The following is a 12,493-nucleotide window of genomic DNA, read 5'->3' as shown; positions in this document are numbered from 1 at the left end:
TTTAAAAAACGCATCCCAGCTAATCACACTTAAAAAAGTTAAAGCGATAATAACGAAAGCGCGCATAAGTGTAAGGCCTCCTTTTGTACATAGTATATGAATCGTTCACTTTGGAATGTGTCATTTTTTTACAAGTTTTAGCTATTATGAGAGTATATTAATATAGATAGATGAAGAGGAGAGTGAGAATATGCTAAAAGACATGTTTAAAAGAAAAGAGTTAATATGCGTTTCATGTCAGAAAAAGATTCAATATGAAGAAGAGCTTGTTGCTTTTGTAAAGTTGCCGAAAGAAAGAAGTATATTAGTTGGTCCATTTGATGTGTGTTTGGCAAAAACAGCACAAGAAATATATTGTAAATCGTGTTACGACAAAAAAGCATGACCCAAAGTAATTGAGGGGCATGCTTTTTTTATTGGTGTGCTTTCCCCTCAGATACATTTTGAGTGAGTCGATACCAAAGCCAAAGGTCATTAATGATGGAAGCGAGATCGGCAATTTCTGAATTCAGTTTGCAAGAAATTTCGAAGTCTTCTTCGTTATTTAAATGATGCTGTTTTGCATTAATATAATGTTCGAGTTCTTTTATACGATCAGGAATCTTTCCGCGAACTTGTTCCCATTTTAATAAAATCGCATGTTGCATTTTTTCGGGGATATCTTCCCAGTCTTCTTGTAAATGCGGAATTTCAATTCCGAGATGTTCATCGTATAAGAAATACTTTTCCATAAGTTCACCCCCGTTTTCCTGCTTATATTGTACAAAAAAACAGAAAGAAGTTCGACGAAATTGTTTGAAAAAATTTGAAAATGACTCTTGATACATTTTGTAAAAGGTGTTAAAGTGTGAATTATTATAAAGTAAAATGAATATTTATTCTTTAGGGGGATGCAAAATGGAGAAGAAAAAAGTTGTATTAGCATATTCCGGAGGTCTTGATACTTCCGTTGCAATTAAATGGTTACAAGAGAAGAATTATGATATTATCGCGCTTTGTTTAGACTTAGGGGAAGGTAAAGACTTAGCATTTGTAAAAGAAAAGGCACTTTCAGTAGGTGCAATTAAATCATATATGATTGATGTTCAAGAAGAATTTGCAAATGAATATGCATTGATGGCGATGCAAGCGCACACGTTATACGAAGGGAAATACCCTCTCGTTTCAGCGTTATCACGCCCACTTATCGCGAAGAAATTAGTGGAAATTGCAGAACAAGAAGGTGCGACTGCAGTGGCACACGGATGTACAGGGAAAGGGAATGATCAAGTTCGTTTTGAAGTTTCTATTCAAGCGTTAAATCCTTACTTAGAAGTGATTGCGCCTGTACGTGAATGGAAATGGTCACGTGAAGAAGAAATTGCCTATGCAAAAGAAAACGATGTACCAATTCCGATTAATTTAGATAGCCCGTTTTCAATCGATCAAAATTTATGGGGACGTAGCAATGAATGTGGCATTTTAGAAGATCCATGGGCAGCGCCGCCAGAAGATGCATATGAGATGACATTAGCATTAGAAGATACACCGAATAAACCAGAGTTTGTAGAAATCGGCTTTGAAGCAGGCGTACCGACGACTTTAAATGGTACTGCATACCCACTTTCAGAACTTATTAAAACGTTAAATGCACTTGCTGGAAAACATGGTGTTGGACGTATCGATCACGTAGAAAATCGCCTTGTTGGTATTAAATCGCGTGAAGTATACGAATGCCCAGCAGCGATGACATTAATTACGGCGCACAAGGAACTGGAAGATTTAACACTCGTAAAAGAAGTAGCTCACTTTAAACCGATGATTGAGCAGAAAATAACAGAACTTATTTATAACGGTTTATGGTTCTCGCCTTTAAAACAAGCGCTGAATGCTTTCTTACAAGAAACGCAAAAGAATGTAACAGGCATGGTGCGTGTGAAATTATTTAAAGGCCATGCGATTGTAGAAGGACGTAAATCTGAGTACTCTTTATACGATGAAAAATTAGCAACGTATACTGCTCAGGATGAATTTAATCATGATGCAGCAGTTGGATTCATTTCATTATTCGGTTTACCGACGAAAGTATACAGCCAAGTGAATCAAAAGAAGGTGGAAGCGTGAGCAAACTTTGGGGCGGACGTTTTACAGAAGAAGCGGAAGCGTGGGTTGAAGAGTTCGGAGCATCCATCTCCTTCGATCAACAATTAGTAAATCAAGATATAAACGGAAGTATTGCACACGTAACGATGCTAGCAAAGCAAGGCATCGTTACGAAAGAAGAAGCAGAGAAAATAAAGATAGGTCTTCAATATTTATTAGAAGAAGCGAAACAAAATAAATTGCATTTTTCCGTTGAAGCGGAAGACATTCATTTAAATATCGAAAAGATGTTAATTGAAAAAATCGGTGAAGTAGGCGGGAAACTTCATACTGGCCGAAGTCGTAACGATCAAGTAGCGACAGATATGCATTTATATTTAAAAGAAAAAGTAGAACATATTATAAAAGCTACAAAACAATTGCAAACTGTTCTTGTTCATCAAGCAGAAAATAATATTGAAACAATTATGCCTGGTTATACGCACTTGCAGCGTGCCCAGCCAATTTCATTTGCGCATCATATTCTCGCTTATTTTTGGATGTTAGAGCGTGATGTGAATCGTTATGAAGATTCATTAAAGCGTATTAACATTTCCCCATTAGGAGCAGGAGCGTTAGCAGGAACGACATTCCCAATTGACCGAGAATATAGTGCGGAGCTTCTTGGATTTAATGGAATGTATGAAAATAGTTTAGACGCAGTAAGCGATCGTGATTTCATACTGGAGTTCCTAAGTAACTCCTCTATGCTTATGATGCACTTATCACGCTTTTGCGAAGAACTTATTTTATGGAGTAGCCAAGAGTTTCAATTTATTGAAATGAGCGATCAATACGCAACGGGAAGCAGCATTATGCCGCAAAAGAAAAATCCAGATATGGCGGAACTAATCCGTGGTAAAACAGGCAGAGTATACGGTAATTTATTTAGTTTACTTACAGTAATGAAAGGATTACCGCTCGCTTACAATAAAGACTTGCAAGAAGATAAAGAAGGAATGTTTGATACAGTAAAAACAGTAGAAGGATGCCTTCATATTATGGCAGGCATGCTAGAGACAATGACTGTAAACAAAGAAAAAATGGGGCAAGCTGTAACGCAAGATTTCTCTAACGCAACAGAAATTGCCGACTACTTAGCAAACAAAGGACTACCGTTCCGTCAAGCTCATGAAATTGTTGGAAAGCTAGTGCTGCACTGCACACAAAAAGGAATTTATTTAGTAGATGTACCACTTGCAACGTATAAAGAAATGAGCTCGTTATTTGAAGAAGATTTGTATGAAGTGCTGTCACCGTATGCGGCTGTAAAGCGCCGTAACAGTGCTGGCGGGACTGGGTTTGAACAAATTGAAAAGGCTTTGGAGAAGGCGAAGGGGTTAGTTGGAGAGTTTGTGGGAAGTTGATTGATAAGAAAGAAGGTACGCTAACCTTAGTAGAGGGAAGTGTACCTTCTTTTGTAATTTTTATAGCCTAAAATTAATCATACTTATGCCGATCTTCCGTAATTCGAATATACTCAATATCCATCAAATCTCTAAGCAATGCACCGTTACTTAGTTCCACACCATGTTTCTCTTTAAAATGAGTACGAATCGTATCTAACATTTCGATTTCTTTTCCATTCACATCTAAAATAATACGTTCAGAATCATCCATATAGCATCCTCCTTTTTTAAACATATATATTTTGTCCGTCTATTTCTAAAAAATGTATGTTAACCTAATGTTAGGAAATAAGAAAGGGATGGAAAATGAGACGTATTTATTTTATAGGTTTAATTTTGTACACATTAATTGTATTACACAGTGCATTCCCAAATATCTTTTCATTTGAGGATGTAGAGACAGTACACGTTGGGATATTTATCTGTATTCTATTTGTAGTAGATTGCTGTATTTCGATATGGCTTTCGAAAAGAAAACATGTACATGATAAAAAAGAGATAGAACGAAAAAAGAGAAAACGTTCATTTTGGATGATGACGTACTGTTTATCCTTAGCGCTTACTGCTGTCTTTTTTAGTGAGCATGTTCCATTAGAAAGATTAAATATTGGCTTTGGAGCGTTCGTATTTGCATACTATTTTTTCATGCACTTTCTTCCTTATATGAAAGAAAAGCGAGGAGAAGAGGAAGATCCGCTTGTAGAAGAAGCGAGAGAACAAGAGCATAAGAGAATAGAAGAAGATATAAAGAAACTAGGGGAACAAAAATGGTATTTGAAATCTAAAATCATATATGTTCTTTGCTTTATTACGCCGCCAATTGGTTATTTGTATGTATTCTGCCTTCGTAAAAAAATGACAGAAGATGCAAGGCAATCTTATTTAACAGTAGCTACGATTATGATGGCATTGTGGTCTTTGAAGTTTCTTCCGCCTTATGTGTTGGCAGTAGCTATTAGTGTGCTAGTTTGTCTTGTATTTATAGTGAAGTATGTGAAATAAGTTGTAGTTATATAGACTACAGCTATATAATTATAATTGTAATAATATTATATAATGATTTATTTAAAAAAGGGGATGCGGTATGGGTTTAATAAAATCAGTAACTGGAGCAGTGTCTAAAGCTGCAGCTGAAGTAGTGGGCGGTGCGATAGAAGTAGTAGGCGAAGTTACGAACAGTAATTTCATAAAGGATGTTGGAAAAGGGGTTAATAAAGCTACGGTTAAAACTGGAGAAATCGTTGGGAATCTTGCTGATGGGACGTATGATGCTATAGGCGGTCTCATTACAGATGATAAACAGCAAGCGAAGCGAGGATACAAAGAAATACTGGGAACGGTTCAAGATACGGCAACGACAATTGGGAAAGGTATTGTACATGTTTCAGAAAAGGGAGTTGAAACGGTGCAAGCGATACGGGAGGGAGATACTGATAAAGCGATAGAAGCAGGAAAAGAATTAGCGAAGGTTGCAGCTGTAGGCGTCTTCTCAGTTGGAGTTATTGATATAATTGATGGTGTGGATGGAATCGCCGACGGAGTAGAAGGCGATAGTGTAGCACAAGCATCAGCTCCAGAAGCAATGGATGTAGAATATGCAGCGGAGGAAAACCCGAATACTCATCATGTAACACCCCATGAAAGAGTTTTACCTGACGGGAGAACAATATGGGTAGATGGTGATGGCGATACGAGTGTAAATACACAAGGAGGCTGGGAACAGCATAATCCAGATTACAGAATTCTTAAAGTGTAAATGAAAATAGGGTAGATAAGAGGAAGCCTCTTATCTACCCTATTTATTTTTATAAATTAAAGCTCACCTTGCTCCTCATCACCACGAACAACAAGGACATCGCATTTCGCATAGCGAATAATATGTTCAGAGACGCTACCAATTAGGAAACGCTCAACAGCATTTAAACCAGTTGCACCACACATAATTAAATCTACTTTATGATTTGGAGCAATTTCTTTTGAAATTTTTGATTTAGGATTACCAAATTCTAATACAGTTTCAATTTTTTCAAGGCCAGCTTCAAGCGCAGTTTTTTTGTAGTCTTCTAATAAGTCTTCTGCAAATAGATTTGCACGTTCAGCAATTGCACGGCTATAAGCTTCTACTGCTGAGTATGCTTTTACATCAACGATATGAGCAATAGTTAATGTTGCATTGTTGCGTTTTGCGACTTGAATTGCTTTTTTAAAGGCTTTTTCTGCTTCTTTAGAACCATCCACCGCGATTAAAATATTTGTATATGTATTATTCATAGTAAATTCCTCCCAATCATTTTTATTACCGTTTACAACTTTATTATAAAACAAATTTTGGTAATGTGCTTGTCGGAAACGTTACAGAATTTCGAAAACTCTGTTTTGATTCATTTTAGTTGTAATTGGCGCGAGAACTTGTTACATATGAACTATAGCAATTTAAAAGGGGGCCGTTTTGTGAGACACGCGCTCATTACAGCCGGTACGAAAGGTTTAGGAAAGCAAGTAACAGAAAAATTATTGGCTAAAGGCTATTCAGTAACAGTAACATATCATAGCGATATCACGGCTATGGAAAAGATGAAAGAAACATATAAAAATATGGAAGAGCGTCTACAATTCGTGCAAGCGGATGTCACGAAAAAGGAAGATTTACATAAAATAGTAGAAGAAGCGATAAGCCGTTTTGGCAAAATTGATTTCTTAATTAATAATGCTGGTCCATATGTATTTGAACGAAAAAAGTTAGTCGATTATGAAGAAGATGAATGGAATGAAATGATTCAGGGTAATTTAACAGCGGTATTTCATTTGTTGAAACTTGTCGTTCCAGTTATGAGAAAACAGAACTTTGGCCGTATTATTAATTACGGATTCCAAGGGGCAGATAGCGCACCGGGATGGATTTATCGTTCAGCTTTTGCCGCAGCGAAAGTAGGACTTGTTTCATTAACGAAAACAGTTGCTTACGAAGAAGCAGAATATGGAATTACTGCAAATATGGTATGTCCTGGTGATATTATTGGTGATATGAAAGAAGCGACAATTCAAGAAGCACGTCAGTTGAAAGAACGTAACACACCAATTGGTAGATCTGGAACAGGCGAAGATATCGCAAGAACGATTTCGTTTTTATGTGAGGACGATTCCGATATGATTACCGGTACAATTATTGAAGTGACTGGTGCAGTAGATGTTATTCATAGACATCGATAGAGAAAAATAAAGTGAAGTTTCGAATGATTGGACAGTTTATCCTGTATGCAAAGAGGTGCGGATAATACTGTCCTTTCATGTAAGATTAAATCTATCGGAAAACTTGTATTATTTTTTGTCAAATATTGAGATATTATGTTAAAATATAAGAGCGTAGAAAGCGCTTTAAAAAATGATTCAGGGGTCATTTCATAACTCAAGGGGGAACTAATCATGCGTATCGGTATTCCAACAGAAATTAAAAACAATGAAAACCGCGTGGCAATGACGCCAGCGGGAGCAGTACATTTAGTACAAAATGGTCATGAAGTTTTTGTTCAAAAAGGAGCAGGTTTAGGATCTGGCTTTACGGATGAAGAATACGTACAAGCTGGTGCAAAACTTGTTGAAACTGCTGAAGAAGCATGGAATCAAGATATGGTTATGAAGGTAAAAGAGCCAGTTGCAAGTGAATACGGCTATTTCCGTGAAGGTTTAATTTTATTCACATACTTACACTTAGCTCCAGAACCAGAATTAACGAAAGCATTAATTGATAACAAAGTTGTATCAATTGCATACGAAACAGTACAATTAGACAATCGTTCACTGCCATTACTTGCACCTATGAGTGAAGTAGCTGGTCGTATGTCTGCACAAATTGGTGCACAATTCCTTGAAAAAAACAAAGGTGGTAAAGGTATTTTACTGGCAGGCGTTCCAGGGGTAAAACGCGGCAAAGTAACAATTATCGGCGGTGGTCAAGCTGGTACAAACGCAGCGAAGATTGCAGTAGGTTTAGGTGCAGATGTAACAATCATCGACTTAAGTGCAGAACGTCTTCGTCAATTAGATGACATTTTCGGTAACCAAGTAAAAACGTTAATGTCTAATCCATACAACATCGCAGAAGCTGTAAAAGAATCTGACCTTGTTATTGGTGCAGTATTAATCCCAGGTGCAAAAGCGCCAAAACTTGTAACAGAAGAAATGATTCAATCAATGGAACCAGGTTCTGTCGTTGTAGATATCGCGATTGACCAAGGTGGTATTTTTGAAACAACTGACCGTATTACAACTCATGACAACCCGACTTACGAAAAACATGGCGTTGTTCATTATGCAGTTGCTAATATGCCAGGTGCGGTTCCACGTACATCAACTCTTGCATTAACAAACGTAACAGTACCATATGCAGTACAAATTGCGAACAAAGGCTACAAAGAAGCTTGCCTAGGCAACACTGCATTATTAAAAGGTATTAACACATTAGATGGATATGTAACATTCGAAGCAGTTGCAGAAGCTCACGGCTTACAATACGCTGATGCGAAAGAGCTACTTGAAAAAGCTCCTGCTTTATCATAATAGAAATACATGTAAGCCCCTCCTTACGCAAGGAGGGGCTTTTTATTGAGGCTAATTGTCTAGTTTCTTTACAATTTTCAATCCGAACATCATTGTAAAGAAAAGAATGCCGAACAAGTAATATAAGGCATACTCAACTCGTATCATCGAGTTTTTGTCAGTGATATATAAAATAAATAGTATCGCAGATCCGACTAAATGAGAGAGACCGAAAATTTGTGCCATAAGTTTTAAACTCATCTTCTCGATTCTTTCATCCATTTCGGGTAAGGGATATTTCTCTGCATCGTTCTTTTTTTTCTTAAAGAATATTCGTTTCACTACGAATATTATCAAAGAGAAGAGTATATATACGCCAGCGAATAAAAGGACAGAACTAATCTTTTCTTCGTCATTACTATTGAAATAAAGAAGAGCTGAACCTAACAGCAAAATGGTAAGATGCGAAATGAACTTTTGATTAAAAGTATTTTTCATTCTTTTTCCTCCCCAGTTTTATCTAATTGAAATAAATCTTCTACTTTACAGTTGAAAAACTCACATAATTTCAATGCTAATTCTAAACTTGGGTTGTATTTGTTTTTTTCGATAGCGATGAGGGATTGTCTAGTGATTTGAACAGAGGAAGCTAATTGTTCTTGGGTGATGTCTCTAACGACGCGGAATTGTTTTACCTTATTTTTAATCAAATATACAAAGTCTCCTTTTTGTAAATTTGTTACATTTATTATATCCATTTTTAGGTAATAAGTAAATAAAACTTTACAAAAAGTAAATAAAACTTTACGTGAAATATAGCTTGTTATAATGTTATTTTTTGTGATAATTTGGAATTAAATGAAAAATAAAAGTCAAAAGAGGGGATTGGGTGGGAAGTAAAAAGAGGAGGAAAAAGCAAGCAAAGAGACAAAAGTATATAAAGAAAAAACAGGAACAGAACATACCTCTTTCTAAAAAAATAGTCATTATGATAGAGAAAACATTTCGGTATATTTGTATGTTCTTGTACGTAATTTTTTGTGTGTTTTTATGCGGAATGGTTAAAAGTTTGGGGATCACCCCTAATTTTATTGAAGGTATTTTTGGCGTTACACTTGTTATAGTAGAAGGAATCTTATTCTTTATATTATTTAATAAAGTATGGCCTAGTCATGAAAGTAAGAAAGATAGGCAAAGAAAAATGAGCAAAAAATCTTCATACGCCTCAAGTTCATCAAGTGGATTCGGTGACTACAGTAGCAGTGATTGTAGTAGCTCAAGTGATGGCGGAGGAGATTGCGGAGGCGGTGGAGATTAAATTAGTTTTTTCAGAAGAACGATTAATGAGAGGGTGGGACGAAATATGGAGACTGTGAATTTATTAGAATTAACAAAAGACATTCAAGATCAACATAAAAACTTCGTCGTTTCAAATGTGAATAGTCATTGCTTACGAATCGCTGTATTTACTGGTGAATATGATTGGCACTATCATTCTAATTCGGATGAATTATTTATTGTGTTAGAGGGAGAATTACTTATTGATTTTGAAGATGGAGAAACAGCGGTATTAAAGCCGAATGATTCTATTTTAATTCCGGCATGTACGATTCATAGAACGAGAGCATTAAAGAGAACGGTAAATCTTTGTTTTGAAAATATAGAGGCGGATACGATTAAAGTGGAGCAATTATGAAAAAATTATCTGTAGCCGAGTATAGAAAAATCCTTCCGATTTTAGAAAGTCATACAAAAACGACGACGTTTGCTTATGCGGTATGTGATCAAATGATAGATGGTGAGGTTTTTGTAAACGAGAAGTTAACAGCAGGACTAATTCGTACAGCGAATGGCATTTATTATGTATTTGGTCATACGGATGATCAAAATTATAACGAAGATTTATTTTCGTATATAAAAACGTCTATTGAAAAAACAGAGAAGAGATTTACATTGTTTACTTCGAGTGACGAGTGGGAAATGATGATAGAAGAGCGTTTTAGTCATGTACTTCGGAACATTCCGCGAATGAAATTTCAAAGTGTAACCTTTGAAGGGAGAAAACGAGATTGTAACAAAAATACATATGAAGTGAAGCGTATTGATAGAAGAGATATAGAACGAAGCAGTGAATTTACAGAGGAGTATTACAAAGAATATTGGGGATCAAAAGAAACATTTTTAAACGGTGGTTTTGGATTTTGTATAGAACAAGAGGGAATGATTGTAGCGGAATGTGTTTCAATATTTAGTGGGAATGGATTCGCTGAAATTGATATTGTGACGCATAAAGCATATCAAGGGAAAGGATTAGCCCAAGCTGTTGCAACACGGTTCATTGAACATTGCATGCAAAATGATATTACACCGTGCTGGGATTGTTATGTAGACAATATTTCTTCGCGAAAATTAGCTAGCAAATTAAGTTTTCATAATCCAATAGAATATAGATTATTTGTACGGAAGAAAACGGGGGAATAAAAATGAATGTGGAATTAACGAGATTTAAAGTAAAGCCTGGTAAAAGTCATCGTGTAGATGAATGGATGCAGCTTCTTAATGACAATATGAAAGAAGTACTTTTGACATTAAACGACGAAAAGATGTACGTTGAGACAATTTTCCGGGAAATAAGAGATGGAGAAGAGTACTTATATTGGTATTCTGTGCAAGGAGAAGGCGGGGCTCTTGTCGAAAATTCTCATCATGAAATTGATAAAAAGCATTTGGAATTTTGGTATGAATGTATTGATGAAGAAGCACCCGCTGTTGATATGAAAACAGAAGTCGTTATGATTCAAGAAGTTGTGAAGGATGCGATGAAATAATAGATTGGTATTTTGTAACCGTAACATGGTCATCTTTTTGGTTGGAATATATATTATTGGAGATGCTGTAGGATGAGAATTAATAATAAATATATCACTCTCGATGAAATAGAAATAGTAAGAGAACCTTTAAATAAATTGCATGAATATCATAACAATAAATCAAAATATTTTTCTGGTGATTATCCAAGAATGACATTTGAGGAACGTATTGAAAATTATAAACAAAATTCAAAGTACGGAGAATATAGAATTGAATTATTAGTTGAGTCGGAAACAGATGATATATTAGGATTTTGTATAGCGTATAGTAAAAGAGCAAGTGGGAAGATTGAAGTTTTATTCGTTGATGAAAAATACCGAAGAAACGGATTTGGTTTGAAATTAATGAATAGTGCAGTGGAATGGTTTAAAGCGAAGAAGATAGATGAAATTGAATTAACAGTAGTGTACGGAAATGAAGCTGTATCGTTTTATGAAAAGCTGGGGTTTTATCCTCGTTCAATTATTATGGCGACTAAGTCATAACTATAGTGTGAGGAGAGATGAGTGGGAGTTTTTGTTTCAAAAAATGATTCATATGTTACTAAAGTATATGCGTAGAGCACATCAAAATAGATGTGCTTTTTATTATAATAAACATTTAGAAAGCTGTATTTAGATATCTTTAAGTGAAAATAAAAGGGGATATCACGAATCTTTTAGGACAAACTATAAAGAAATAAAAAACACAAAACCAAAAGACCTACCAATATACGGTGTAGTCGTAACAGGAAAAACAGAGGATTTACAAAGTTTACAAGGAGCACCATATATTAAGGCTGCTGTTAGAGGTGTAACAGTTGAGAAATATTAATTACAGTCTATTAATGTGAATAATCAGAAAATTTATGGTATACTATGTGAAAAGGAGGTTTATATGAGGCAAATACATGGAGCAATTTATATTTACATAACAATGTTTTTCGTGGCAATATCTTATGGATTAGGGCACGTGTATTCGCATCCTATACTAACTTTTTTAAGCGGAGCATGTATGGCGTTTGCGCTTCTTGTCCACCTTTTCTCAGTTTGGATCGTGAAATTTCAATTAAATATTAGTGAAATAGAAGAAGGCACTTTTTAAGTGGCCTTCTTTTTTTTATAATATTTTGGAAGTTCTTGTAGCAATTTTTCAACTTCACATTCAGTTTCTTCACATATAGAAAGCTTGCGCAGTCTGAAAAATAAGCTGCGTAAGAAAGATTTTATATTTCCGTATAGAAACTCGTATGATTCAATATGTAATGTTTGTTTTTTGACGGGTAATTGAGCCACTAATTCATGAAGGGCTAATAGTAGTTTCTGTAATTGCGTGTGTAAAAGGTATTCCTTTTTGATGAAATGATAAAAAGTAGAGTAAATAAGTTTGTCTCTTAAATAGCTATCAGTAACACCGATATGTTTAAGCATTTTGGAATTTAAAGAATCCATGTTAATTGTATTATCCATTACGTAATTATTATTACGAAGTTCTTCTAACTGTTGTTGTAACATATAAATCTCCTATTTTAGAAAAATCTGTATCCTTACAGCATAATAAGAGGAAGAAATAGACAA

At 35.3% G+C, this 12,493-nt stretch carries 19 protein-coding genes and 1 pseudogene; 14 read left to right on the top strand and 6 right to left on the bottom strand.

The genetic code is table 11. The features are described 5' to 3' along the window. Window positions 1–190: 190 nt before the first annotated feature. Window positions 191–385: a hypothetical protein gene (locus MKY00_RS23335; protein ID WP_000910278.1), complete on the top strand. Its 195-nt coding sequence runs from the start codon at window positions 191–193 to the stop codon at window positions 383–385. Window positions 386–413: 28 nt separating this feature from the next. Here the strand turns inward: MKY00_RS23335 and MKY00_RS23330 are convergent, their stop codons facing one another. Further along, the gene (locus MKY00_RS23330; protein ID WP_000417212.1) at window positions 414–731 is read right to left on the bottom strand and encodes a hypothetical protein; all 318 of its coding nucleotides are present in this window, start codon (window positions 729–731) and stop codon (window positions 414–416) included. 166 nt (window positions 732–897) lie between these two features. Between MKY00_RS23330 and MKY00_RS23325 the strand changes: the two genes are divergently transcribed. Both MKY00_RS23325 and argH read left to right on the top strand, forming a co-directional pair. Continuing rightward, window positions 898–2,103, top strand: coding sequence for an argininosuccinate synthase (locus MKY00_RS23325; RefSeq protein ID WP_000412314.1), 1,206 nt, complete (start codon window positions 898–900; stop codon window positions 2,101–2,103). After that, window positions 2,100–3,488, top strand: a complete 1,389-nt coding sequence (gene argH / locus MKY00_RS23320) for an argininosuccinate lyase (RefSeq protein ID WP_016718661.1) — start codon at window positions 2,100–2,102, stop codon at window positions 3,486–3,488. Before MKY00_RS23325 ends, argH begins: the two co-directional genes overlap by 4 nt. A gap of 73 nt (window positions 3,489–3,561) precedes the next feature. On the opposite strand, the gene MKY00_RS23315 is transcribed toward argH, so the two are convergent. Continuing rightward, on the bottom strand, window positions 3,562–3,741 hold the full coding sequence (locus tag MKY00_RS23315; RefSeq protein ID WP_000342760.1) for a hypothetical protein: 180 nt from the start codon (window positions 3,739–3,741) through the stop codon (window positions 3,562–3,564). A gap of 95 nt (window positions 3,742–3,836) precedes the next feature. Here MKY00_RS23315 and MKY00_RS23310 point away from each other — a divergent pair, with 95 nt between their 5' ends. Next, on the top strand, window positions 3,837–4,532 hold the full coding sequence (locus MKY00_RS23310; protein ID WP_016718660.1) for a hypothetical protein: 696 nt from the start codon (window positions 3,837–3,839) through the stop codon (window positions 4,530–4,532). 82 nt (window positions 4,533–4,614) lie between these two features. Beyond that, on the top strand, window positions 4,615–5,286 hold the full coding sequence (locus MKY00_RS23305) for a hypothetical protein (RefSeq protein WP_016718659.1): 672 nt from the start codon (window positions 4,615–4,617) through the stop codon (window positions 5,284–5,286). 56 nt (window positions 5,287–5,342) lie between these two features. On the opposite strand, the gene MKY00_RS23300 is transcribed toward MKY00_RS23305, so the two are convergent. After that, complete coding sequence (locus tag MKY00_RS23300) at window positions 5,343–5,801, bottom strand: universal stress protein (RefSeq protein WP_001066673.1); 459 nt, start codon at window positions 5,799–5,801, stop codon at window positions 5,343–5,345. A gap of 147 nt (window positions 5,802–5,948) precedes the next feature. On the opposite strand from MKY00_RS23300, the gene MKY00_RS23295 reads away from it, so the two are divergent. Next, window positions 5,949–6,740 carry an SDR family oxidoreductase gene (locus MKY00_RS23295; RefSeq protein WP_016718658.1) on the top strand — a complete coding sequence of 264 codons (792 nt, stop codon included), beginning with the start codon at window positions 5,949–5,951 and terminating at the stop codon, window positions 6,738–6,740. Window positions 6,741–6,953: 213 nt separating this feature from the next. Further along, entirely contained in the window at window positions 6,954–8,087 is a 1,134-nt protein-coding gene (ald, locus tag MKY00_RS23290; protein WP_016718657.1) for an alanine dehydrogenase, read from the top strand. 51 nt (window positions 8,088–8,138) lie between these two features. Here ald and MKY00_RS23285 read toward each other — a convergent pair whose 3' ends face one another. Then, a complete protein-coding gene (locus tag MKY00_RS23285; RefSeq protein ID WP_016718656.1) occupies window positions 8,139–8,564 on the bottom strand; it encodes a hypothetical protein in 426 nt (141 codons plus the stop codon). After that, window positions 8,561–8,824 (bottom strand): helix-turn-helix transcriptional regulator, encoded by a 264-nt coding sequence (locus MKY00_RS23280; RefSeq protein ID WP_002003636.1) that lies wholly within the window; start codon window positions 8,822–8,824, stop codon window positions 8,561–8,563. Before MKY00_RS23280 ends, MKY00_RS23285 begins: the two co-directional genes overlap by 4 nt. Window positions 8,825–8,955: 131 nt before the next feature. On the opposite strand from MKY00_RS23280, the gene MKY00_RS23275 reads away from it, so the two are divergent. The 7 genes and pseudogenes from MKY00_RS23275 (at window position 8,956) to MKY00_RS23245 (ending at window position 12,020) form a co-directional block, all read left to right on the top strand. Further along, window positions 8,956–9,384: a hypothetical protein gene (locus MKY00_RS23275; protein WP_016718655.1), complete on the top strand. Its 429-nt coding sequence runs from the start codon at window positions 8,956–8,958 to the stop codon at window positions 9,382–9,384. A gap of 45 nt (window positions 9,385–9,429) precedes the next feature. After that, on the top strand, window positions 9,430–9,762 hold the full coding sequence (locus MKY00_RS23270) for a cupin domain-containing protein (protein ID WP_000450952.1): 333 nt from the start codon (window positions 9,430–9,432) through the stop codon (window positions 9,760–9,762). After that, window positions 9,759–10,547, top strand: coding sequence for a GNAT family N-acetyltransferase (locus tag MKY00_RS23265; RefSeq protein ID WP_000736737.1), 789 nt, complete (start codon window positions 9,759–9,761; stop codon window positions 10,545–10,547). Before MKY00_RS23270 ends, MKY00_RS23265 begins: the two co-directional genes overlap by 4 nt. Window positions 10,548–10,549: 2 nt before the next feature. After that, window positions 10,550–10,894 carry a DUF6176 family protein gene (locus MKY00_RS23260; protein ID WP_016718654.1) on the top strand — a complete coding sequence of 115 codons (345 nt, stop codon included), beginning with the start codon at window positions 10,550–10,552 and terminating at the stop codon, window positions 10,892–10,894. Between the two features lie 72 nt (window positions 10,895–10,966). Further along, a complete protein-coding gene (locus tag MKY00_RS23255) occupies window positions 10,967–11,422 on the top strand; it encodes a GNAT family N-acetyltransferase (protein ID WP_001222303.1) in 456 nt (151 codons plus the stop codon). A gap of 136 nt (window positions 11,423–11,558) precedes the next feature. Beyond that, window positions 11,559–11,750 (top strand): annotated as a pseudogene (locus MKY00_RS23250) (anti sigma factor C-terminal domain-containing protein); the annotation flags it as partial. A 63-nt stretch (window positions 11,751–11,813) separates the two neighbouring features. After that, window positions 11,814–12,020 carry a hypothetical protein gene (locus MKY00_RS23245; RefSeq protein ID WP_001248905.1) on the top strand — a complete coding sequence of 69 codons (207 nt, stop codon included), beginning with the start codon at window positions 11,814–11,816 and terminating at the stop codon, window positions 12,018–12,020. Here the strand turns inward: MKY00_RS23245 and MKY00_RS23240 are convergent. Further along, on the bottom strand, window positions 12,017–12,430 hold the full coding sequence (locus tag MKY00_RS23240) for a hypothetical protein (protein ID WP_016718653.1): 414 nt from the start codon (window positions 12,428–12,430) through the stop codon (window positions 12,017–12,019). The genes MKY00_RS23245 and MKY00_RS23240 overlap by 4 nt on opposite strands. Window positions 12,431–12,493 lie beyond the last annotated feature (63 nt).

Origin of the sequence: Bacillus sp. FSL R9-9834 (assembly GCF_038006905.1) — a bacterium.
GTDB lineage: Bacteria > Bacillota > Bacilli > Bacillales > Bacillaceae_G > Bacillus_A > Bacillus_A pacificus.
Note: the sequence above shows the minus strand (reverse complement) of the source record. Positions and strands in the feature narration are given on the sequence as shown.

What these genes read in the sequence shown, in the direction of transcription:
- MKY00_RS23335 (WP_000910278.1), top strand. Translation starts at nt 191, where the DNA reads ATGCTAAAAGACATGTTTAAAAGAAAAGAGTTAATATGCGTTTCATGT.
- MKY00_RS23330 (WP_000417212.1), bottom strand. Translation starts at nt 731, where the DNA reads ATGGAAAAGTATTTCTTATACGATGAACATCTCGGAATTGAAATTCCG.
- MKY00_RS23325 (WP_000412314.1), top strand. Translation starts at nt 898, where the DNA reads ATGGAGAAGAAAAAAGTTGTATTAGCATATTCCGGAGGTCTTGATACT.
- MKY00_RS23315 (WP_000342760.1), bottom strand. Translation starts at nt 3,741, where the DNA reads ATGGATGATTCTGAACGTATTATTTTAGATGTGAATGGAAAAGAAATC.
- MKY00_RS23310 (WP_016718660.1), top strand. Translation starts at nt 3,837, where the DNA reads ATGAGACGTATTTATTTTATAGGTTTAATTTTGTACACATTAATTGTA.
- MKY00_RS23305 (WP_016718659.1), top strand. Translation starts at nt 4,615, where the DNA reads ATGGGTTTAATAAAATCAGTAACTGGAGCAGTGTCTAAAGCTGCAGCT.
- MKY00_RS23300 (WP_001066673.1), bottom strand. Translation starts at nt 5,801, where the DNA reads ATGAATAATACATATACAAATATTTTAATCGCGGTGGATGGTTCTAAA.
- MKY00_RS23295 (WP_016718658.1), top strand. Translation starts at nt 5,949, where the DNA reads ATGAACTATAGCAATTTAAAAGGGGGCCGTTTTGTGAGACACGCGCTC.
- ald (WP_016718657.1), top strand. Translation starts at nt 6,954, where the DNA reads ATGCGTATCGGTATTCCAACAGAAATTAAAAACAATGAAAACCGCGTG.
- MKY00_RS23285 (WP_016718656.1), bottom strand. Translation starts at nt 8,564, where the DNA reads ATGAAAAATACTTTTAATCAAAAGTTCATTTCGCATCTTACCATTTTG.
- MKY00_RS23280 (WP_002003636.1), bottom strand. Translation starts at nt 8,824, where the DNA reads ATGGATATAATAAATGTAACAAATTTACAAAAAGGAGACTTTGTATAT.
- MKY00_RS23270 (WP_000450952.1), top strand. Translation starts at nt 9,430, where the DNA reads ATGGAGACTGTGAATTTATTAGAATTAACAAAAGACATTCAAGATCAA.
- MKY00_RS23265 (WP_000736737.1), top strand. Translation starts at nt 9,759, where the DNA reads ATGAAAAAATTATCTGTAGCCGAGTATAGAAAAATCCTTCCGATTTTA.
- MKY00_RS23260 (WP_016718654.1), top strand. Translation starts at nt 10,550, where the DNA reads ATGAATGTGGAATTAACGAGATTTAAAGTAAAGCCTGGTAAAAGTCAT.
- MKY00_RS23255 (WP_001222303.1), top strand. Translation starts at nt 10,967, where the DNA reads ATGAGAATTAATAATAAATATATCACTCTCGATGAAATAGAAATAGTA.
- MKY00_RS23245 (WP_001248905.1), top strand. Translation starts at nt 11,814, where the DNA reads ATGAGGCAAATACATGGAGCAATTTATATTTACATAACAATGTTTTTC.
- MKY00_RS23240 (WP_016718653.1), bottom strand. Translation starts at nt 12,430, where the DNA reads ATGTTACAACAACAGTTAGAAGAACTTCGTAATAATAATTACGTAATG.